Genomic DNA, 20,881 nt, shown 5'->3' with positions numbered 1-20,881 from the left:
GGGTTAAGTCTATTTGTTCTTGAGAGTATGAGATGACGGAAGAACGGCGTTCGCGCGCGACGGAAGCGTTTTTTGGCAGACGCAAGGGCAAACCCCTGCGCAATCAGCAGGTCGATACGATCGAAAACCTGCTGCCTTTGCTGAAGATCGATCTGGAAAGCGTGCCCCCGCAAAATCTCGTTGCTCTTTTTCCTGCGGATGTACGATCGATCCGTCTGGAGATCGGTTTCGGCGGCGGCGAGCATCTCGCCCACCGTGCGGTCGAAAATCCCGAAACGGGTTTCATCGGCGTCGAGCCCTTCGTGAATTCCATGGCCAAGCTGCTTGCCACCGTTCGCGAGCGCGAGCTGATGAATATCCGCCTTTACGACGATGACGCGACGCAGCTGCTGGACTGGCTGCCCGAGGGGTCGATCGATCACATCGATCTGCTTTATCCCGATCCGTGGCCGAAGAAGAAGCACTGGAAGCGCCGTTTCGTCTCCGACGTCAATCTCGCCCGTTTCCATCGTGTGTTGAAACCCGGCGGCAAGTTCTGCTTTGCATCGGATATCGATACTTACGTCAACTGGACGCTGCAGCATTGCGCCCGGCATGGCGGTTTTGAATGGACGGCGACAAGCGCTGACGACTGGCGCACGCCCTATGCCAACTGGCCGGGCACGCGTTATGAGAACAAGGCAAAAAGAGAAGGCCGCAGCTCGGCCTATCTCACCTTCATCCGTCGCTGAAGCATTGCCAGCAAAACGGCGTAGCGGTTCCACGTCGGGAAAATACGCTAACGGCCTGATCCCTTAGAGCGCTGCATCCACTTCCGCTGCCAGCGGAATGGAGGGCTGGGCACCGGCGCGCGTGCAGGCGAGCGAACCCGCAACGGCGGCGCGCTTCAGCGCCGTTTCGAAATCCATCCCCTGATCGAGGCTGGCGGCGAGATAACCGCAGAAGGTATCGCCCGCACCGACCGTGTCGACCGGCTCGATCTTGAGGCCGGAAGCCCTGTAGACCTTGCTGTTGCGCATGGCAATCACGCCATCCGCACCAAGTGTGACGATCAATGTCTGACCGGTCCTGTCATGCAGGGTCTTGAGTTCATTTTCCCGCTCGGAGGCGGAAAGCCCGTTCTTGCCGATCAACAGTTCGAACTCGGTTTCATTGGCAATGACGATATCAGCGAGGCCGGCAAGGCGGGGCGCGTCAGACGTCAATGGTGCGGTATTGATCACGGTGGTGATGCGCTTTGCCTTTGCAGCCGTCAGCGCCGCTTCGATGGCAGGCGCGGGGATCTCGAACTGCAACATCAGAATATCGCCCGTAGCCATCTCTGATATTGTCCTTGCAGCGTCGGAGGCGGAAACTTCGCCATTGGCGGCGGGAATGACCGAGATCATGTTCTCTCCGCCTTCACCGATCAGGATCACCGCCGTTCCCGTCGGGCCGGGTGCGGTTTTGACCAATGACAGATCGGTACCTGCATCGCGCAGCAAGGTCAGCGCTGGTGCGGCAAAGGTATCATCGCCGGCAGCGCCCGCCATCTTGACGGTGGCGCCTGCACGCCGCGCGGCCAGTGCCTGATTGGCTCCCTTGCCGCCGGCGGCCGTGGAAAAAGTCTCGCCCGTGACTGTTTCACCGGGCTTGGGCAGGCGTTTGGCGGTGGCAACAAGGTCCATGTTGATGGAGCCGAAAACAGTAATCATGGGGCGCTGGGTCCGTATGAAATTTGAGCGAGGCGGCGACTTTGCCCGAGACGATCACTCGTCGTCAACTACCCGCAATTTTGCTGCACCGGCTCTGTTTTCCGCAAAGCGACGGGCCTGTTCGATTTCCCCATGCGGAGCCTCTTTTTCCGTCGGCGAGAAATCGAGGCCTTCGATCTTCTGGCCGCGCGCCAGCACCTTGTCGGAAGAGATCAGCATCATGTCGATGTCCTTCTGCGCCAGCCCGAAATGGGCCTGCAGCTTGCGCGTCCGGTCGTCCAGCCGCCGCACATCGTCCATGAGCAGCGCCACTTCGCCCTGGATGAGATGCGCCTGCTCGCGCATGCGCTGGTCTTTCAAAACCGACTGAATGACCTGCACCGACAGCATCAGCAGCGATGGCGAAACGATGACGACGCGGGCGCGGTGGGCGCGCTGCACGAGATATTCGAAATGCTGGTGAATGTCGGCGAAGATCGATTCGGACGGCACGAAGATGAAGGCCGTGTCCTGTGTCTCGCCGCGAATGAGGTATTTCTCCGCGACGTCGCGAATATGTACCTCCATATCGCGGCGGAACTGCTGCACGGCTGCGCGTTTGGTTTCCGGCGTCTCATCCGCCTTGATAGCGTTCCATGCTTCCAGCGGAAACTTGGCGTCGATGACCAGCGGCGGCGCATTGTTCGGCATTTTGATGGTGCAATCCGGCCGGTAGCCGTTGGAAAGCGTCGGCTGCAGCTGAAAGGCCCCGTTGGGAAGCGCATCGGCGATCAACGTTTCCATGCGCGCCTGTCCGAAGGCACCGCGCGTCTGCTTGTTGGAAAGGATCGCCTGCAGCCCGACCACGTCTTTCGCCAAATCCTGAATATTGCCCTGTGCGGCATCGATCACCGCCAGGCGTTCCTGCAGGCGGCTCAGATTCTCATGGGTCGACCGGGTCTGTTCCGTCAGCGTTTCGCCAAGGCGCTGTGACATGCCGTCAAGGCGCTGGTTCAGCGTCTGGCTCATCTCGGTCTGGCGGGTGCCGAGCGTTTCCGCCATGGCCGCGATCCGGCCATGCAATTCGGACTGTGTTTTCAGGAGATCGGAGATTTCACCGTCGGCTCCCGCTTTTTTTGCGCGGTTTGTCGTGACCAGCCATGTGATGACCAGCCCGAAAACCAGAGCCGCGAGCAGCGCGCCGAAGCTGATATCGACGGAGCCCGCGCGGAGTGCGGGGGTAAGGAGAACGGAGAAATCTATGTTCATGATTAAATCTAGCAGATTTCCAGTGATTCGGAAGATCAAAACAAGAACATTCCTGCGGCGGAAATGAGTCGAATGCGGTGGACGACGCAAGCCGTTTTCACCCTCGTGTTTTTTATTTCCTCGGCGCGAGAGATACGTTATGGGAAGCCATGACCATCAAACCGCTTATCATTTTGCCCGATCCCGTGCTGCGCCAGCAATCCAGGCCCATCGAACAGGTGGATGCCGAGGTGCTGCGCCTTGCCGACGACATGCTCGAAACCATGTATGATGCGCCGGGTATCGGCCTCGCCGCCATTCAGATCGGCGTGCCGCGCCGCATGCTGGTGATCGACGTTGCGCGTGAAGGCGAGGAAAAGACCCCGATCGTCTTCATCAATCCCGAAATCCTCAAAGTGTCGGACGATGTCTCGACCTATGAGGAAGGTTGCCTCTCCATTCCCGATTATTATGCCGAGGTCGAGCGTCCCGCGTCGCTCACGGTGCAATATGTCGGCCGTGACGGCAAGCAGCAGACGGTCGAGGCGGATGGTCTGCTTGCAACCTGCCTGCAGCACGAGATCGATCACCTGAACGGCGTTCTCTTCATCGACCATATTTCGCGGCTGAAGCGCGACATGGTCATCAAGAAATTCACGAAAGCGGCCCGCGCAAAGATCTGATCCTTCTCCTTTGGGAGATGGAACGGAAAACAGGGCAGGGGGCGACGATGGCTCTTCGCATCATTTTTATGGGTACGCCGGAATTTTCCGTTCCCACATTGCGTGCACTGGTGGAGGCGGGCCACGAGATCGTTGCCGTCTACACCCAGCCGCCGCGTCCCGGCGGCCGCCGTGGCCTCGATCTGCAGAAGTCACCGGTGCATCAGGCCGCCGAGCTTTTGGGCCTGCCTGTGCTGACGCCGGTGAACTTCAAGGCTGAGGAAGACCGCCAGCAATTCCGGGACTTCAATGCCGATGTCGCGGTTGTCGTGGCCTACGGTCTGCTGCTGCCGGAAGCGATCCTCAGCGGCACGCGCCTTGGCTGTTACAATGGTCACGCCTCCCTGCTGCCGCGCTGGCGCGGTGCTGCACCCATCCAGCGGGCGATCATGGCCGGCGATGCCGAGACCGGCATGATGGTCATGAAAATGGAAAAGGGGCTCGATACCGGCCCCGTCGCGCTCACCGCCAAGATCGCAATCGGCGAGAATATGACGGCTGGCGAATTGCACGACAGCCTGATGCTGGCCGGCGCGCGGCTGATGCGGCAGGCGATGGCCAAGCTGGAAGCCGGTGACCTGCCTCTCGTCACCCAGGCGGAAGAGGGCGTTCTCTACGCTGCAAAGATCGACAAGGGCGAAACCCGCATCGATTTTTCAAGGCCAGCGCAGGATGTGCACAATCACATTCGCGGCCTTTCGCCGTTTCCCGGCGCCTGGCTGGAGATGGATATCGGCGGCAAAGCCGAGCGCGTGAAGGTTCTGGCGTCCGAGCTGGCTAGCGGCATGGGAGAAGCCGGTGCGGCGCTGGATGATGCGCTCACCATTGCCTGCGGCAGCGGTGCCGTGCGGCTCACCCGCTTGCAGAAGGCTGGCGGCAAGCCGATGTCGGCGGCCGATTTCGTGCGCGGTACGCCGGTTCCGGCGACAACGAGGCTCGGCTGATGCCACGTTTCCGCATGACCGTCGAATATGACGGCACGTCCTATTACGGCTGGCAGAGACAGGAAAACGGCCCTTCGGTTCAGGGTGCTTTGGAAGCTGCTGTCCGGTCGTTGACGGGAGAGAGCGTTTCCATTCGCGGCGCCGGCCGCACCGATTCCGGCGTGCATGCCGTCGGGCAGGTCGTCCACGTCGATCTTTCCCGAGAATGGGAACCCTACAAGCTTCGTAACGCGCTCAATGCGCATCTCGCCATGGCCGGTGAGGCCGTAGCCGTCCTCGATGCCGCTTCCGTGACCGAGGATTTCGACGCCCGGTTTTCCGCTCTTCGTCGGCACTACCTCTACCGCATCATCTGCCGCAAGGCCCGGCTGGCGCTGGAGCACAAGCGGGCATGGTGGGTGTCGAAGGACATGGATCATGAGCGCATGCATGAAGCCGCGCAGATGCTCGTCGGCCGGCATGATTTCACCACCTTCCGTTCCGTGCATTGTCAGGCGAACAGCCCGGTGCGCACGCTCGACCGGCTGGATGTGACGCGCACCGGCGATCTCATCGAAATCCGCGCGACTGCGCAGAGCTTCCTGCATAACCAGATCCGCTCTTTCGCCGGCACGCTGAAACTGGCGGGCGAAGGCACGATGACGCCGGAGGATGTGCGTGCCGCACTGGAGGCGCGGGACCGCAAGGCCTGCGGCCCGGTCGCGCCGCCGGACGGTCTTTATTTCATGCAGGTCGATTATCCCGACGTCATTCCGCCGCGCCGTCGGTACCCTGAAGTCGATATGGCTGAGGATACAGACTGAGCTCTAAAACCCAGGCCGCTTCTCAGGCGGGGTAAACGCCGAGAAAACGCTGCAGCGCTTCCGACAGAAGCATGCCGGGCACCAGCAGCGTCATGACGATGGCCGAGACGAGCAGCGACTGGTCGCGGATGAAGAACCGCACAATTCGCGAGAAGGCGAAGACCAGCGACAGAAGCAGCGCCAGCCACAGAATGGCGATCAGCCCCTGCAAGGGCGGCAGGAAGAATGCGATCAGGATCAGAACCGCATAGGCATAGGAAAATGGCAGCGACAGCCAGTTCATGGTGGTGACGAGCGGCGCGAATTTTTCCCGCGCGCCGAAGGCAAAGAGCAGCATGCCGATCAACAGCAGCGGCACGATCCAGCAGATGGCCTCGACCATCGCCAGACGGAAAAAAAAGATGAAGCCCGTTCCGGTACCGGGCGGATAGCTGGCGAGGAAGGCGGCCCGCAGCCACAGCCAGGAAACCAGCATGGCCGGCAGGCACCACAGCGCGGAATAGAAGGATCGCCACATGCCGCGCTCGGAGAGGTCCAGATAACGGGCGCCGTTATGGTCGCCGAGCAGCAGAAGCCACAGGCCCGTCAGATAGAGCCTTACTTCACTTGCCGTCGGCATGGGCGAACCAGCGTTCGATAAAGGTCTCGTAAATCCGCGTCAGCGTCTCCAGATCGGCAACCGCCACGCGCTCGTCGACCATATGCATGGTCTGTCCGACGAGGCCGAACTCCACCACCGGGCAATAATCCTTGATGAAGCGCGCATCCGAGGTGCCGCCGGTGGTCGAAAGCTTGGGCTCCTTGCCGGTCACGGCCTCCACCGCGCCGGAAAGCGAGGAGATGAGCGCATTGTTGCGGGTCAGGAATACATGGGCCGGACGGTCCGCCCAGACGATGTCGTATTTCACCGGTGAACGGTCCGGGCGAAGCTCACCTTCGGCCGCGGCGGCATCGAGGCGGCGGATGATTTCTGCCCTGAGGCTTTCCGCCGTCCAGGTGTCGTTGAAACGGATGTTGAAGGAGGCCGTCGCCCGCGCCGGGATCACATTGGTGGCGGCATTGCCGGTATCGACGGTCGTCACTTCCAGATTGGAAGGCTGGAAATTATCGGTGCCGTGATCGAAGGGCGGATGCATCAGCGCATGGGTGAGCTGCAACAACCCGCGAATGGGGTTGTCGGCGAGATGCGGATAGGCGGCGTGTCCCTGCACGCCATGGACCGTGATGCGGCCGGAGAGTGACCCCCGGCGGCCGATCTTGATCATGTCGCCCAGCTGGTCGGGATTGGTCGGTTCGCCCACCACGCAGGCGTCCCATGTCTCGCCCTTGGCGGCCGCCCATTCCAGCAGCTTGGAGGTGCCGTTGATCGACGGGCCTTCCTCATCGCCCGTGATCAGGAAGGAGACGGAGCCCTGCGGCTTGCCGTGTTTTTCGATAAAACGGGCAATAGCGGCAACAAAACAGGCGATGCCACCCTTCATGTCTACCGCACCGCGGCCATACATTTCGCCGCCGGTAATTTCGGCCGCAAAGGGCGGATGGCTCCATGCTGCCTCGTCGCCCACCGGAACAACATCCGTATGGCCCGCAAACATCAGATGCGGACCCTCGGTGCCGAGCCGGGCATAGAGGTTTTCCACGTCAGGCGTTCCCGCCTCGCTCGCCACCATCCTGTCCACCTGGAAACCAAGCGGCGAAAGCAGGCTGTCGAGCAGGGAAAGCGCGCCGCCTTCCGCAGGCGTCACCGAGGGGCAACGGATGAGGGCGGCGAGATTGGCAACGGGATCGGTCGTGGTCATGGTATCAGCTTTTATCAGTCGCGCAGAAGCTCGTTGATGCCGGTCTTGGAGCGGGTCTTCTCATCGACGCGCTTGACGATCACGGCGCAATAAAGGCTCGGGCCGGGTTCGCCGTTCGGGAAAGGCTTGCCCGGCATGGTGCCGGCAACGACGACGGAATAGGGCGGCACTTCGCCATAGGTGATCTCGCCGGTGGCGCGATCGACGATCTTGGTGGACTTGCCGATGAACACGCCCATGCCGAGAACGGCGCCTTCACGCACGATGCAGCCTTCCACGACTTCCGAACGGGCGCCGATGAAGCAATTGTCCTCGATGATGGTCGGGCCGGCCTGAAGCGGCTCCAGAACACCGCCGATGCCGACGCCGCCCGAAAGATGCACGTTCTTGCCGATCTGCGCGCAGGAGCCGACCGTTGCCCAGGTATCGACCATCGTGCCTTCATCGACATAGGCACCGAGATTGACGAAGGAGGGCATCAGGACCACGTTCTTGGCAACATAGGCGGAGCGGCGCACGACGGCATTCGGTACGGCGCGGAAACCGGCGGCGCGGAACTGGTTTTCACCCCAGTTTTCAAACTTCGACGGCACCTTGTCCCACCAGGTGGATTCGCCCGGTCCGCCGGTCACGATCTCCATGTCGTTCAGGCGGAAGGACAGGAGCACGGCCTTTTTCAGCCACTGGTTCACCTTCCAGTTCCCGTCAGCCTGCTTTTCGGCCACGCGTGCCTTGCCGCTATCGAGAAGTTGAAGAGATGTGTCCACGGCGTCGCGAACCTCGCCCTTCGTCGATACGTTCACACCATCGCGGTTGTCGAAGGCGGTTTCGATGATGGTTTCGAGGGAGGTGAGATCCGTAAGGCTCATGGAAAATTCCTTAAAGTCGCGTGGTGTTCGTGGTCACGGATGGTGCCGCGCCGCTGGAAGGCTTTGGTCATTTGATCTAAGGGAGTGTTGGAAAGGCGTCAATGTGATTTGGGTGATTTGGCGCGTCAGACGAAAGGCATGGAAATGACACGACTGAAAAACGGCAAGTTGCGGCGCAAGGACGGGGTATGGGATCCGTTGAAGCGCAGTGCCGTCGATAAGCAGCAGGCCGAGGTCGTTCAAAAAACACCGCAGTCGGATTCCCCGTCCTATCGCCTCGCCTATGTGGACATGGATTTCCTCTGCCGCGAGGAACTGCGCCCCGTCAGGCTTCAATTGGAGCTTCTGAAGACGGAAATGGCGCTGACCGAGCGCGGCATCAAATCCACCGTCGTTATGTTTGGCGGCGCCCGCATTCCCGAACCCGGCGGCGAAGCCTGGGCGGCGCGCAACGAGACGCAGAAGCGCAATCTCGAGCAATCCTCGGTCTATTACGACGAGGCGCGCAAGTTCGCCCGTCTCTGCACCGACTATGCCGCGAAATCGGATCATCTCGAATATGTCGTGGTCACCGGCGGTGGTCCTGGTGTCATGGAAGCGGGCAATCGCGGCGCTGCCGATGCCGGTGGCCCTTCTATCGGTCTCAACATCGTTCTGCCGCACGAGCAGGCGCCGAACCCCTATGTGACGCCGGAGCTGAGCTTCAACTTCCACTATTTCGCCATTCGCAAGATGCATTTCCTGATGCGGGCGAAGGCAGTGGTGATCTTCCCCGGCGGTTTCGGCACGCTGGATGAATTGTTCGAAGCGCTGACCCTGATCCAGACGAAACGCATGGAGCCCATTCCTCTCATCCTGTTCGGTGAGAAATTCTGGCGATCGGTGATCAACTTCGAGTTCCTGGCGGATTTCGGCACCATCGCACCTGAAGATATGAATCTTCTGCACTTCGCCGAAACGGCCGACGATGCATGGAAAATCATCTCGGCCCATTACGAACACTGATTTATGCTTGGCGCGGCGATGTAATTTTAGGGCTTAATTAGCAAAGATCTTCTAGTTTTGCCCCGTCGCGCTGCAGCGCACTGTCCCGTGAGGACGGGCCTCCATGACGGAGATTTCTCATCCGTTGACGTCAGCCTTTTCGGGCGGGCGATTTGATCGAGGCCAAAATGTTCAATTTCCAAGTGAAGTCGCTTGCGACCAAACTGATCCTTGTAACCGGCTGCGCCATCACCACGGTTCTTGTCGCATCGAATTCCTTCCTGATTTCCCAGACCAGCGAGCGCGTCCATTCGCTGACCATGGAGCAGGCCAATACCGAAGCGCGCGCCATCGCCAACGTCATCGCTGCCGATGTGGGTGAACTGGGCAGCGCCGCGCGCTCCATGGCCGGTGTCATCGGCCGTGCGCATCAGGCGAAATCGATGGATCGCCCCGGCATCGTCAACATCCTCAAGGCCAATGTCGAGCAGAATGCTTTCGCTTTCGGAAGCTGGTTCTGCGAGCAGCTTGGCCTTTTTGATGGGCAGAGCAAGGAGATTGCGGGCAGGCTGGATCTCGGCACCAATGAAAACGGCGCGTTTGCGCCCTACTGGTCGAAGACCCAGAAGGGCGATATCCAGTTTTCAACCTTCAATAACGACTATGCGGCGGAATGGTATGCCCTTGCGGCAAAGACCGGCAAGGGCGCTATTACCCAGCCCTATCTCGCCGAAGGCACGGAAGTGCCCACCACCATGACCTCGCTTGCCTATCCGGTCATGTCGGATGGCAAGATGATCGGCGTCGCGGGTGTGGATATATCGCTCGCCTCGCTGTCGCAGAAGCTGCAGGCGCTGCATCCTTTCGAGACCGGCCGCGTGACGCTCGTTTCGCAGGGCGGGCAATGGCTGGTGCCGCCGACGCCGGAACAGAACATGAAAGCCTATGACGGAGACGGTGCGAGCACCGTTCAGGCGGCGATCACGTCAAGCAAGCAGGGCCTCATCGAAAATCTCGGCCTTGATACGGACGCGCCCTTTAACCGTCTCGTCTATCCTTTCGCCGTTCCGGGTCTCAACGCGACCTGGGTGGTGCTGGTGGATATTCCCCATCAGGCGCTGAACGCGCCGGTTCAGGAACAGACCTACATGATGATCATCGGCGCGATCGTCATTCTCGCCGCCGTCATCACCGCGCTTTATTTCGCCGTACGTTATTTTGTCCGCAATCCCCTTGCCTCGCTGGTCTCCGACGTCAGGACGCTGAGTGACGGTCGCTACGACGTACCGGTTTCCGGACAGGAACGCCGGGATGAGACGGGCGCCGTGGCTACCGCGCTGGAAGGGTTCCGCGCGAAGCTTGCCGGCATTCGCGAGATGGAGGCCGAAGCCGCCGCCCAGCGTGGCCATGCGGAAACGGAGCGCCAGCGATCCGAATTCGAGCGCAATGAAAACAGCCGCATGCAGCAGCACATTGTCGGCGCGCTTGGTGCTGGCCTCAACGCGCTTTCGCAGGGTAACCTCACCTACCGTATCGAGGACGAGTTTCCCGGCGAATATGTAAAGCTGCGTGAGGACTTCAACGCGGCGCTCGCCAGCCTCGAGGAAACCGTTTCCACGGTCAACACAACCGTCGTCAGCATCGGCAACGGCACCGGTGAGATCACCCGCGCCGCTAGTGATCTGTCGCACCGCACGGAACAGCAGGCCGCGAGCCTCGAAGAAACCGCCGCCGCTCTCAACGAGCTTACCGCGCAGGTCAATTCCAGCGCGGAAAACGCCGCTGAGGCGGCTGGAGCCGTCAGCCATGCCTGCGACGACGCCGGCAAGTCGGGCGAGGTCGTGCAGCAGGCCGTGAACTCCATGCAGGGTATCGCGCAATCCTCGGCCGAAATCTCCCGTATTATCGGCGTGATCGACGAGATCGCCTTCCAGACCAACCTTCTGGCGCTGAATGCGGGCGTTGAAGCCGCCCGTGCGGGTGATGCGGGCAAGGGTTTTGCCGTCGTCGCACAGGAGGTGCGCGAACTGGCACAACGCTCCGCCACCGCCGCCAAGGAGATCAAGGGTCTTATCAACACCTCGGCCACGCAGGTGGGCGAGGGCGTCCAGCTGGTCGGCAAAGCTGGCGAGACGATGAGAAAGATCGCCGATCAGGTTCTGCAGATCAACCAGCTGATACGGCAGATTTCCGCTTCCGCCAGCGAGCAGGCGGTCGGTCTCAAGGAGATCAATTCCGCCGTCACCCAGATGGATCAGGTTACCCAGCAGAATGCGGCGATGGTGGAAGAAACTACCGCTGCGAGTGTAACGCTGAACAGCGAAGCCGAAACGCTGAAATCGCTCGTTGCCGGTTTCTCGGTTTCCGGCGGCCATTCCAGCCAGCAATTGCGCGCCGCAGCGGCGGCAATGCGCGCCCCCGCCGCTCCGGCGCAGACGCACGCGCCTGCACATGCCGCTACCCCCCGCGCACGCCCGAGAACCAGCGGCGCAAACGCGCTGGCGCAGGATGACTGGACGGAATTCTGACAAGCCTTTCCGGCTTCAAATAAAAAGGGCCGCTGGCGATACCAGCGGCCCTTTTGCGTATCCGCACTCCGTTACAGACGGGCGAAGCGTTCCGTCAGCAGTTCGAAAAAGCCATCCGCATCCACATTGCGCATAACGCGGGCGTTGGCGGGCCGTTCGGTAACATGCCACCAATCCACCACCGTCATGCCCATGGTGAGTTCGGAATGGACTTCGATTTCGACATTGCACTCGCGACCCTGAAACAGTTCGGGTTTGATGAGATAGGCGATGACGGTCGGATCATGCAGCGGACCACCGTCCGAACCGTATTTCTCGATGTCGAAACGTTCGAAGAATTCCAGCATTTCCGCCATGGCGATGGCCGGCCGTGTGCCGATCTCGCGAATGCGGCTGACGCGCGCCTTGGTCGTCAGCAACTGGTGGGTGACGTCGAGCGGCATCATGACAACAGGCATGCCGGAGCGGAAGACGATATCGGCGGCCTGCGGGTCGACATAGATGTTGAATTCCGCCGCCGGCGTGATGTTGCCGCCCTCGAAGAAACCGCCGCCCATCATCACCAGTTCCTTGACGCGGTCGGCGATCTCGGGTGCCTTCAGGAGCGCCAGAGCCACATTGGTCAGCGCGCCGAGCGTGCACAGTGTCACGGTGCCGGCGGGTTCCCGCATCAGCGTTTCGATGATGAAATCGACCGCATGCTGCTTTTGCGCCTCCATCGTCGGCTCATCGAGATCAGGGCCATCGAGGCCGGTGCTGCCGTGAACGTGCTCGGCGGTGATGGGCTTGCGCACCAGCGGCTTCTCGGCGCCCTCGTAGACGGGAATATCGGTGCGGCCGCACAATTCGCTGATGATGCGGATATTGCGGCTGGTGAGCTTCAAGGGAACGTTGCCGGCGACGGCGCACAATCCGAGAATGTCGATTTCCTCCGGACTTGCGAAAGCGAGCATGATTGCCGCCGCGTCGTCCTGGCCCGGATCGGTGTCGATGATGATTTTTCTGCGTTCTGCCATGTCTTGCCCGCCGTTGAGATGAGCGCTTTTTTCGAGCCGCGGATGCTCACTTGTCAAGCCTCATTCCCCGGTGTCCCCTTTGCTCGTCGCCGCGTCTTGCGTATTGCGGTTGTGCTTCCCATATTGCAGGGGCCGGTGCGATTGACCGGCGAGGTTGCCGGAAGCGGGACCGCGAAACGTCGCTTGGTTGCAAGGACAACAGAGATATGAGCCGCATGACGCCATTCACTCACCCGCTTTTGCTGGGTTTTGATGCCATGGAAAAAACGCTGGAGCGTATGGCAAAGGCCAATGATGGCTATCCTCCCTATAATATCGAGCGCCTGCCGGGCAGTGACGATGTGCCGGAACGCCTGCGCATCACCATCGCCGTCGCGGGGTTTTCGCAGGATGATCTGGATGTGACGACGGCCGATAATCAGCTCGTCATTCGCGGACGCCAGCAGGAACAGGAGAAGCGCGATTTTCTCTATCGCGGCATCGCCGCGCGCCAGTTCCAGCGGGTCTTCGTGCTTGCCGATGGCATGCAGGTTCGCGACGCGCGCCTGCGCAACGGCCTTCTGTCCATCGATCTGGTCCGGCCCGAAATTTCAAACGTGGTAAAGAAAATTAATATTTCCGTCTCAGAGTAGAACGTGAACGCCGGAATCGGACATGAATCGCTCGGCGTGAAGAAGGAGGCTGAAATATGCTCTTAAAAGAAGCGCATGCGCGTCTCACCCAGTCCCAGCTCGCCCATATCGGTGAAGGAGAAGTGGGATATATCCGCAAGATCCGTGCGGAAGACGTTAGCCGCTGTTTCCCGGAGGCGCCTGATCTCGATCCGCAATTGGATCTTTGGGCGCTGTTTGGTGCGGATGGTACGCCGATCCTCCTGACGGACAACCGGTCCAGTACATTTTTCAAGGCTGCCGAAGACGATCTCAAGACCGTCAGCCTGCATTGAAGGAAAAAGCCCGCCGGTTGAGCGGGCTTTATGCTTATTGGATCAAAGGAACGGGCGGTCCGGCATGTCGTCGATGGAGATGACGCCGTCCTTGTTCTTGTCCAGCCGTTCGAACATCTTTTCGCCGGCGGCGGTAAACTCGGCCTTGCTGACCTGACCGTTCTCGTCGGTATCGGCCCAGCGGATCAGCGCGAAGCCTGCGCCCTTGCCGCCATGCTTGCCCCAGCCCTGATGGCCGAAACGGCCGCCATGTTCGCGCTCGGCATGTCTTTCGGCGCGCTTGCCCTCGGGGCCCTTGCCGTCTTCGGCTTTGGCGTCCTCACGCTCGGGACGGGGATTGGCGGCGCGGAAAGCTTCCATTTTCGCCTGGCGATATTCGCGCATTTCCTTCGGCGTGATCGAGCCGTCCTTGTCCTTGTCGATCTCGGTGAAGAGCGCGTCCTGACGGGCGGCGAATTCCTCCTTGGAAATCTTGCCGTCCTTGTTGGTATCCGCAACCTTCAAGAGGTGAACGAAGGCGGCTTCCTGGCGGATCGGCATGCGATCCTTGTGGCCTTTGCCGGGTGCGGCGAAACTCGCCGTCGCGGCCGTGCTGAGCACAAGGGCTGCGCCAAGAGCAGACAGGGCGATTTTTCGTGTGGTCATCGTCATTACCTTTCTTTGGTGTCCCTGAAGAAAAGATAGTGACGTCTAACACGCCCCACCACTTAAACATCCGTAAGGTGGATGAAGCTTCGGTAATGTTCGCTGCTCAGCCTGCGATGGTCGTCGTCAGGAACCCGGTCAGGTCATCGGTGATATAGTCGATATGCGCGTCCGTGACGGCGGGGATTTCCCAGCGTTCCATGATGATGCCCTCAAGATTGGCGGGGACGAGCAGCACGGTCTTCATGCCGAGCGCCTTGGGCGCTGCAAGATTGCGCGGTAAATCCTCGAACATGGCGGCTTTTTGCGTGTCGAGTTTCGCAAGCGCGGCAAACTTCTCATAGGTCGCGCTGGCGGGTTTCGGCAGATAGCCTGCGGCGACGATATCGAAAATATCCTCGAAATGATCGAGAATGCCGAGCGCGCCGGCGGCGGCCTGCGCATGTTTGACGCTACCGTTGGTGAGGATGAACTTGCGGCCCGGCAAAGCCTTGATTGCCTCACCGAGTTCCGGATGCGGTTTCAGCGCCGAATAATCGATGGCATGGGCGCGTTCCAGAAACTCGTCCGGGCTGATGCCGTAATGGATCATCAGACCCTGAAGCGTCGTGCCGTGGTCGTGATAATAGCGCTTCTGCAGCGCCCGGGCCTCGTCGGGATCGAGCTTCAGAAGCTCCGCCACATAGGCCGTCATGTTGCGGTCGATCTGCGAGAACAGATTGACGTGATGCGGGTAGAGCGTGTTGTCGAGATCGAAGACCCATTCGCTCACATGGGCAAAATCGGCGGCTTCGGGCAGGTTTTTCGGCTTTGTGTCCATGGGCTGCTTTATGCCCGTTTCGAATGCCGAAGAAAATCGAAAAGACGACGATTGATCAGAAAATCGGGCTTGGCTGCGGCCTCCGGCGCATGATACCGCCAAGGCCATGGAACTCTGGATAGGCATCACTTTCGCAAGCGCGTTCTTGCAGAACCTGCGCTCGACCCTGCAAAAGCACCTCAAGGGCATGATGGGCACCACGGGCGCGACCTTCGTGCGCTTCGTGTTTGGCATGCCTTTCGCTCTCGCCTATCTCGCTTTTCTGCATTTCGGGCTCGGTCGCCCTCTGCCGGTGCCCAACATGTCCTTCGCCGTGTGGGCGACGGTCGGGGCCATGGCGCAGATTGCCGCCACCTTCCTGCTGGTGCATCTGTTCTCTTTCCGTAATTTTGCGGTTGGAACGGCCTATTCCCGCACAGAACCGGCGCAGGCAGCACTGTTCGCGCTTATCTTCATCGGTGAAAGCGTCAATGGCGGCACATTGGCGGCCATCGCCATCTCGGTTGCCGGCGTCATGCTGATTTCGGTGGCGCGCACGGAAGTCACGCCCGCTTCCTTCCTGACCTCTATTTTCAGCCGGACGGCGGGTATCGGCCTTGCTTCAGGCGCTTTCTTCGGCCTGTCGTCGGTTGCCTATCGATCAGCGTCGCTCGCGCTTGCGCCGAGCCTTCCCGCCCCGGACGCGATGATGCAGGCGGGCTTTACCCTCGTTGTCGTCATCGTCATGCAGACGGTGTCGATGTTCCTGTGGATCGTCTGGCGCGAGCGGGAAGAGTTGCGGCGGATCGCCAGGGTGTGGAAACCGTCGCTTGCGGTCGGTTTCGTAGGCGCCACGGCCTCATTCGGCTGGTTCACGGCGATGACCCTGCAACAGGCCGCCGTGGTGAAGGCATTGGCGCAGGTGGAGATGCTCTTCGCCTTCGCTTCGACCGTGCTTTTCTTCAAGGAGAAGATCAACCGGCTCGAACTCTCCGGCTGCCTGCTGATTGTCGTGGGTGTGCTGTCGCTGCTGGCATTCGGCTGAATGCCCGATGTGGCGGACAGGCTCGCTGTCCGCCACCTGAAGCACATCAGGGCACGATGAGCGTGCCGGCGCCTTCCGTGAAGATTTCCAGAAGGACGGAGTGGGGCGTCTTGCCGTTGAGGATCACCACGCCCTGAACACCGGCCTTGATGGCATCGATGCAGGTCTCGACCTTCGGGATCATACCGCCGGAAATCGTGCCGTCCTTGATGAGCGCGCGCGCCTGCGAGACGGTAAGTTCCTTGATGAGCTCCTTGTTCTTGTCGAGAACGCCGGGAACGTCGGTGAGAAACAGCAGACGCGAAGCGTGAAGCGCACCCGCAATCGCGCCGGCGAAGGTATCGGCGTTGATATTGTAGGTGGCACCGTCGCGACCGGGAGCGACCGGGGCGATGACCGGGATCATTTCCGACTTGGCGAGCAGGTCGAGCAAGGTGCGGTCGACTTCGGTGACTTCGCCGACGAAGCCGAGATCGAGTACACGTTCGATATTGCTGTCGGGATCGATGACGGTCTTTTTCGCCTTTTCGGCAAAGACCATGTTACCGTCCTTGCCGCACAGGCCGATGGCCCATTCACCCGTCTGGTTGATGAGGGCGACGATTTCCTTGTTGATGGAGCCTGCCAGAACCATTTCGACAATCTCGACCGTCTTGGCGTCGGTAACGCGCAGGCCGCCCTCGAATTTCGATTCGATGCCCATCTTCGTCAGCATCGCGCCGATCTGCGGGCCGCCGCCATGCACGACGATGGGGTTAATGCCCGATTGCTTCAACAGGGCGATGTCTTCCGCGAAAGCCTTGCCGAGCGTGGTATCTCCCATGGCGTGACCGCCATATTTCACCACGATGGTCTTGTTCTCGTATTTCTGCATGAAGGGCAGAGCTTGTGCGAGCAGCCGCGCCTGAGTTTCGCTTTCGGAAGCAGTCATCTAAAAACCTCGGTCTGTGGTTGCGGCTGTTGAGAGCCTGTCACCGCTCTAAAGCAAGTCTTTGACGGATGAAATAACCTCCTGGCCTTATTGTGTCGGCAGCGGTCAAATTTCTTTTTTTTGACGGTCCCGGCCCTGTAATGTGATTGACATAAAGGCCCAATGGGACCAGCCTTGCAGGGGAAAGGGGAGGGGTTAATTCAGGGCGATATGGGATGTCGCGCGCCGCGGAAGCGATGCTGACCTGAACGACCGAGGAGCGAGAGACCATATGACGGCACCCGATCGAGACAAGCAAAGCGGTTTGCGGGATGAAGTCCTTGCGGGCGAATATGTGCTGGGTGCCCTGCCGCCGGAAAACATGGCGGAGCTTGCCAAGCGCGTCAAACGCGACCGCCAGTTCGCTGCCATGGTCAGGCGCTGGCGGGACAATCTGGCGGAAACCGAATATCGCGAAAACGCAACCGTTGCCGCGCTGCTGGAACGGGACCCGAGCCGCTCCGGCCTGCCATTCAGGAGCCAGCCGCTGCGGGGTGGCAGCATGCTCGCTGCCATGCTTTCGGAGGTCTGGCATTCGGTGCGCTTCTGGCGCCTTCTGGCGTTGACGGCGATGCTCTGGACCGCCGTTCTGCTTTTCACCATCGCCTGAGAGGCGCGCCTTTCAGAGAGAGATCGTTCTGACGATCTCGGCCCGCAGGCTATCCAGCCCGAATGATTTTTCCGAGGATGTGGCGAGAACTTCCGGATAGGCGGCAGGACGCTTGCGGATTTTCTCCAGCGTTTCGCCGATCAGCCGCGGAACACCGGCATCCTTGATCTTGTCCGTCTTCGTCAGCACGATCTGGTAGGAAACGGCCGCCTTGTCGAGCAGGGTCAGAACCTCCTCGTCATTCTTTTTCACGCCGTGGCGGGAATCGATCAGCACGTAAACGCGCTTCAGCGTCGCACGACCGCGCAGATAATCGAAGACGAGCTTCGTCCAGGCATCGACCTGATCCTTGGGGGCCTGCGCATAACCGTAACCGGGCATGTCGACCAGCGCCATCGGCGGCAGATCGCCCGCTTCGCCGGAATAACCATCCGGAACGAAATAGTTGAGTTCCTGCGTGCGTCCGGGCGTGTTGGAGGTGCGGGCAAGCCCCTTGTGGCCCACCAGCGCATTGATGAGCGAGGACTTGCCGACATTCGAACGGCCGGCGAAGGCAATCTCCGGCGGGCCTTCGGGCGGCAGGAATTTCATTGCGGGAACGCCGCGAATGAAAATCCAGGGTCGCCCGAACAGGGGCTTTTCGGTTGCCGTGCCGGTCTCGGTCATTTCGATTGCACCGGCTTTCGCTTGAACAGCCCCTTGATGTTATCGAACAGCTCGATCTTGGCGCCCTGGCGCTTCATGATGACGGCCTGCTGGGTGATGGAGAGCGTGTTGTTCCATGCCCAGTAGATGACCAGACCGGCCGGGAAGGAGGCCAGCATGAATGTGAAGATCAGCGGCATCCAGTTGAAGATCATCGCCTGCGTCGGATCGGGCGGCGTCGGGTTCATGCGCATCTGCAGGAACATGGTGATGCCCATGACCAGCGGCCAGACGCCGATCATCAGGAAGTGCGGCACATCATAGGGCAGAAGGCCGAAGAGATTGAACAGCGACGTCGGATCCGGCGCGGACAGGTCGTGAATCCAGCCGAAGAACGGCGCGTGCCGCATTTCGATGGTGACGTAGATGACCTTGTAGAGCGCGAAGAAGACCGGGATCTGCAGAAGCATCGGCCAGCAGCCGGCAACCGGGTTGATCTTCTCTTCCTTGTAGAGCTGCATCATCGCCTGCTGCATGGCCATGCGGTCATCGCCATGCTTGGCTTTCAGCTCTTCCATCTTCGGCTGCACGCGCTTCATGTTCGCCATGGACGCATATTGCTTGCTGGCGAGCGGGAAGAAGAGCGCCTTGACGACGATGGTGGTGAGCAGGATCGCCACGCCGAAATTGCCAAAATAACGGAAGAAGAAATCCATCAGTTTGAACATCGGCTTGGTGATGAAGTAGAACCAGCCCCAGTCGATCAGAAGGTCGAACTTCGGAATGGAGTATTCTTTTTCATAGCGGTCAACCAGCGGCACTTCCTTGGCGCCGGCGAAGACGAGGCTCTTCAGCTCGATCGACTGGCCGGGCTCGACCGTCATCGGGTCGCTCTTGAAATCGGCCTGATAGCTCGGCTGATTGCCGGTGATGTGCGAATAGCGGGTTTCGAACGGCGTCGTCTGGGGCGGAACGATGGCCGCGGCCCAATATTTGTCGGTGATGCCGAGCCAGCCGCCGGTCGCCTTGGCAACCGTGACCGGTGCTTCTTCGACGTCCTTGTACTTTTCTTCCGTCAGGCTGCCGTCTTTGCCCGAAACGCCGAGGAAGCCTTCATGGATGACGAAGACGGGGGGAACTGCAGGCTTGTTGTTGCGCGTTACACGGCCATAGGTGGCGAAGGAGATCGCCGCCTGGCCGGGGTTCTCTACCTTGTCGGCGACCGAGATCATGTAATGCTCGTCGATCGAAACCGTACGGGAGAAAATCACGCCCTTGGAATTGGTATAGGTGAGGGTGACCGGGGTGGTTTCCGTCAGCTTGTCGCCGCTTGCCAGCGTCCAGACGGTGGTCGGGCCGGGAACACCGCCGACTTCCTGTGCTGCAACGTAACCGAGTTCGGTGAAGTAGCCGTCCTTGGTGTCGGAGGGCGAGAACAGCGTGATGATCGGGCTCGAGTCATCGACGGTCTCATGGTAATCCTTGAGCCGGATGTCATCGAAGCGGGCGCCGGTGAGGTTGATCGAGCCGGCGATGGCGTTGGTCTCGATGGCCACGCGCTGGGTTCTTGCAATCGACTCCTCGCGGGTCGCCGTGGCGGCAGTCTGCGGTGAGGAGGCGGGCGGTGCGCCTTCAACGGCAGCACCTGGAGCGGCGCCCGGCGCCGGCTGCTGTTGCTGCGTCGTCTGCTGCTGCTGCGCCTGGCGGGCCTCTTCGGCGCGGCGCTGCTGCTCGATACGCGGATTCATGTAAAGGAATTGCCAGGCGAGGACGATGACAACCGAAAGGGCTATCGCGATGAAGTAATTACGGTTCTTTTCCATCATTCTTTCCTGGAGCGGGTCTCCTGGGACCGTTTCGGTTTCGCCGTCCCTTCAATCCGCTCGTTAAGGAGAGACTGAAGTTTCGGGAAGGCCGTATCGAGCACGTCCCTGCGGGCGACAATCACATAGTCATGACCGGGCTTCATTGCGACCCCGGCAGAAAGCCTGACGGCTTCCTTGAGACGGCGGCGCATGCGATTTCGCTCGACCGCGTTGCCTTGTCTTTTCGTTACGGTAAAACCGACGCGAGGTTCGGTTTCCGGGGCTCTCCGGTCAAGCACTTCCAGAAGAAAGGTGCTTCCCCGCCGTTTTTCTCCTGCCTGAACGGCAAGGAAATCCGACCGGTTTTTAAGCCGGCCGGGCAGTTTTCCTGTCTTGCTCATGTGCCCGCGACTTTCACCGGGTCACAGAGACGGCAATTAAGCCGAAAGACGAGCGCGGCCGCGCGCACGGCGGGCTGCGAGAACCTTGCGGCCGCCAGCGGTAGCCATACGGGCGCGGAAGCCATGGCGACGCTTGCGGACAAGCTTGGACGGTTGGTAAGTACGCTTCGACATTTATTTAATACCGCGGTGTGCGGCCCTTCTTGAATTTGCAATAATTTGCAAGAGCGTTTCGTTTTTTGCACGGCTAACCCCGCCTGGGCGAGCTTTCAATGGCCGAGCGTGCGCGGCTTATAAGGGCATAGGCCGAGCAAAGTCAATTGCCGAAGGGGTTTTCGCGCTTCACCTTTTGCGGAAAACGCACCGCCATCTCCTTCGCCGACTGCCAATAGAGGCCGATTCCGGCGCGCAATCGATAAAATCTGAAAT

General features: G+C 60.3%; 23 protein-coding genes. 10 read left to right on the top strand and 13 right to left on the bottom strand.

Going from position 1 to position 20,881, the window contains the following annotated elements; translation table 11 throughout:
- The first annotated feature begins 32 nt into the window (after nt 1-32).
- A complete protein-coding gene (gene trmB / locus ACIQUH_RS21525) occupies nt 33-731 on the top strand; it encodes a tRNA (guanosine(46)-N7)-methyltransferase TrmB (protein ID WP_006310208.1) in 699 nt (232 codons plus the stop codon).
- 63 nt (nt 732-794) lie between these two features.
- Here the strand turns inward: trmB and ACIQUH_RS21520 are convergent, their stop codons facing one another.
- Both ACIQUH_RS21520 and ACIQUH_RS21515 read right to left on the bottom strand, forming a co-directional pair.
- Complete coding sequence (locus ACIQUH_RS21520) at nt 795-1,694, bottom strand: ribokinase (protein WP_400818743.1); 900 nt, start codon at nt 1,692-1,694, stop codon at nt 795-797.
- Nucleotides 1,695-1,748: 54 nt separating this feature from the next.
- Nucleotides 1,749-2,942, bottom strand: a complete 1,194-nt coding sequence (locus ACIQUH_RS21515) for a DNA recombination protein RmuC (RefSeq protein WP_400818741.1) — start codon at nt 2,940-2,942, stop codon at nt 1,749-1,751.
- Between the two features lie 149 nt (nt 2,943-3,091).
- On the opposite strand from ACIQUH_RS21515, the gene def reads away from it, so the two are divergent.
- Genes def through truA form a run of 3 tightly spaced genes read left to right on the top strand, consistent with a single transcriptional unit; the run spans nt 3,092 to nt 5,390 of the window.
- Complete coding sequence (def, locus tag ACIQUH_RS21510) at nt 3,092-3,604, top strand: peptide deformylase (RefSeq protein WP_080791476.1); 513 nt, start codon at nt 3,092-3,094, stop codon at nt 3,602-3,604.
- A gap of 47 nt (nt 3,605-3,651) precedes the next feature.
- Nucleotides 3,652-4,587 (top strand): methionyl-tRNA formyltransferase, encoded by a 936-nt coding sequence (gene fmt / locus ACIQUH_RS21505; protein WP_400818739.1) that lies wholly within the window; start codon nt 3,652-3,654, stop codon nt 4,585-4,587.
- Nucleotides 4,587-5,390 carry a tRNA pseudouridine(38-40) synthase TruA gene (gene truA, locus ACIQUH_RS21500; protein WP_400818737.1) on the top strand — a complete coding sequence of 268 codons (804 nt, stop codon included), beginning with the start codon at nt 4,587-4,589 and terminating at the stop codon, nt 5,388-5,390. Before fmt ends, truA begins: the two co-directional genes overlap by 1 nt.
- A 22-nt stretch (nt 5,391-5,412) precedes the next feature.
- Here truA and ACIQUH_RS21495 read toward each other — a convergent pair whose 3' ends face one another.
- From ACIQUH_RS21495 to dapD, 3 genes are read right to left on the bottom strand one after another with little or no spacing between them, the layout of a single operon-like run.
- Complete coding sequence (locus tag ACIQUH_RS21495) at nt 5,413-6,009, bottom strand: hypothetical protein (protein WP_400818735.1); 597 nt, start codon at nt 6,007-6,009, stop codon at nt 5,413-5,415.
- Nucleotides 5,993-7,189, bottom strand: a complete 1,197-nt coding sequence (dapE, locus tag ACIQUH_RS21490) for a succinyl-diaminopimelate desuccinylase (protein ID WP_400818733.1) — start codon at nt 7,187-7,189, stop codon at nt 5,993-5,995. The genes ACIQUH_RS21495 and dapE overlap by 17 nt, the downstream gene beginning before the upstream one ends.
- Nucleotides 7,190-7,203: 14 nt before the next feature.
- Nucleotides 7,204-8,058: a 2,3,4,5-tetrahydropyridine-2,6-dicarboxylate N-succinyltransferase gene (gene dapD, locus ACIQUH_RS21485; RefSeq protein ID WP_059759385.1), complete on the bottom strand. Its 855-nt coding sequence runs from the start codon at nt 8,056-8,058 to the stop codon at nt 7,204-7,206.
- A gap of 138 nt (nt 8,059-8,196) precedes the next feature.
- On the opposite strand from dapD, the gene ACIQUH_RS21480 reads away from it, so the two are divergent.
- Together ACIQUH_RS21480 and ACIQUH_RS21475 are read left to right on the top strand one after the other, a co-directional pair.
- On the top strand, nt 8,197-9,063 hold the full coding sequence (locus tag ACIQUH_RS21480; protein WP_031234344.1) for an LOG family protein: 867 nt from the start codon (nt 8,197-8,199) through the stop codon (nt 9,061-9,063).
- A gap of 167 nt (nt 9,064-9,230) precedes the next feature.
- Complete coding sequence (locus ACIQUH_RS21475; protein ID WP_400818729.1) at nt 9,231-11,570, top strand: methyl-accepting chemotaxis protein; 2,340 nt, start codon at nt 9,231-9,233, stop codon at nt 11,568-11,570.
- Between the two features lie 71 nt (nt 11,571-11,641).
- Here ACIQUH_RS21475 and ACIQUH_RS21470 read toward each other — a convergent pair whose 3' ends face one another.
- On the bottom strand, nt 11,642-12,586 hold the full coding sequence (locus ACIQUH_RS21470) for a nucleoside hydrolase (protein ID WP_400818726.1): 945 nt from the start codon (nt 12,584-12,586) through the stop codon (nt 11,642-11,644).
- Between the two features lie 206 nt (nt 12,587-12,792).
- Between ACIQUH_RS21470 and ACIQUH_RS21465 the strand changes: the two genes are divergently transcribed.
- Together ACIQUH_RS21465 and ACIQUH_RS21460 are read left to right on the top strand one after the other, a co-directional pair.
- Complete coding sequence (locus tag ACIQUH_RS21465; protein ID WP_400818724.1) at nt 12,793-13,218, top strand: Hsp20 family protein; 426 nt, start codon at nt 12,793-12,795, stop codon at nt 13,216-13,218.
- Nucleotides 13,219-13,274: 56 nt separating this feature from the next.
- On the top strand, nt 13,275-13,532 hold the full coding sequence (locus ACIQUH_RS21460) for a DUF1150 family protein (protein ID WP_003503706.1): 258 nt from the start codon (nt 13,275-13,277) through the stop codon (nt 13,530-13,532).
- 42 nt (nt 13,533-13,574) lie between these two features.
- Here ACIQUH_RS21460 and ACIQUH_RS21455 read toward each other — a convergent pair whose 3' ends face one another.
- Both ACIQUH_RS21455 and ACIQUH_RS21450 read right to left on the bottom strand, forming a co-directional pair.
- Nucleotides 13,575-14,183: an EF-hand domain-containing protein gene (locus tag ACIQUH_RS21455; protein ID WP_400818721.1), complete on the bottom strand. Its 609-nt coding sequence runs from the start codon at nt 14,181-14,183 to the stop codon at nt 13,575-13,577.
- Between the two features lie 100 nt (nt 14,184-14,283).
- The gene (locus tag ACIQUH_RS21450; RefSeq protein ID WP_400818719.1) at nt 14,284-14,997 is read right to left on the bottom strand and encodes a pyrimidine 5'-nucleotidase; all 714 of its coding nucleotides are present in this window, start codon (nt 14,995-14,997) and stop codon (nt 14,284-14,286) included.
- A 106-nt stretch (nt 14,998-15,103) separates the two neighbouring features.
- Between ACIQUH_RS21450 and ACIQUH_RS21445 the strand changes: the two genes are divergently transcribed.
- Entirely contained in the window at nt 15,104-16,021 is a 918-nt protein-coding gene (locus tag ACIQUH_RS21445) for an EamA family transporter (RefSeq protein WP_400818717.1), read from the top strand.
- 46 nt (nt 16,022-16,067) lie between these two features.
- Here ACIQUH_RS21445 and argB read toward each other — a convergent pair whose 3' ends face one another.
- Nucleotides 16,068-16,952, bottom strand: a complete 885-nt coding sequence (argB, locus tag ACIQUH_RS21440) for an acetylglutamate kinase (RefSeq protein WP_400818715.1) — start codon at nt 16,950-16,952, stop codon at nt 16,068-16,070.
- A gap of 271 nt (nt 16,953-17,223) precedes the next feature.
- Here argB and ACIQUH_RS21435 point away from each other — a divergent pair, with 271 nt between their 5' ends.
- Nucleotides 17,224-17,601: a hypothetical protein gene (locus ACIQUH_RS21435; protein ID WP_400818713.1), complete on the top strand. Its 378-nt coding sequence runs from the start codon at nt 17,224-17,226 to the stop codon at nt 17,599-17,601.
- Nucleotides 17,602-17,613: 12 nt separating this feature from the next.
- On the opposite strand, the gene yihA is transcribed toward ACIQUH_RS21435, so the two are convergent.
- The 4 genes from yihA to rpmH are packed head-to-tail and all read right to left on the bottom strand — an operon-like array spanning nt 17,614 to nt 20,626.
- Nucleotides 17,614-18,267, bottom strand: a complete 654-nt coding sequence (gene yihA, locus ACIQUH_RS21430) for a ribosome biogenesis GTP-binding protein YihA/YsxC (protein WP_149743868.1) — start codon at nt 18,265-18,267, stop codon at nt 17,614-17,616.
- A complete protein-coding gene (yidC, locus tag ACIQUH_RS21425; RefSeq protein ID WP_400818710.1) occupies nt 18,264-20,069 on the bottom strand; it encodes a membrane protein insertase YidC in 1,806 nt (601 codons plus the stop codon). The genes yihA and yidC overlap by 4 nt, the downstream gene beginning before the upstream one ends.
- On the bottom strand, nt 20,069-20,452 hold the full coding sequence (gene rnpA / locus ACIQUH_RS21420; protein WP_400818708.1) for a ribonuclease P protein component: 384 nt from the start codon (nt 20,450-20,452) through the stop codon (nt 20,069-20,071). The genes yidC and rnpA overlap by 1 nt, the downstream gene beginning before the upstream one ends.
- A gap of 36 nt (nt 20,453-20,488) precedes the next feature.
- Complete coding sequence (gene rpmH, locus ACIQUH_RS21415) at nt 20,489-20,626, bottom strand: 50S ribosomal protein L34 (RefSeq protein ID WP_003493611.1); 138 nt, start codon at nt 20,624-20,626, stop codon at nt 20,489-20,491.
- Nucleotides 20,627-20,881: the final 255 nt, after the last annotated feature.

It is taken from the genome of Agrobacterium sp. NPDC090283 (assembly GCF_044769685.1).
In the GTDB taxonomy this organism is placed as follows: Bacteria; Pseudomonadota; Alphaproteobacteria; order Rhizobiales; family Rhizobiaceae; genus Agrobacterium.
The sequence above is the reverse complement of the archived record's forward strand: the minus strand, read 5'-3'. Positions and strand labels throughout refer to the sequence as shown.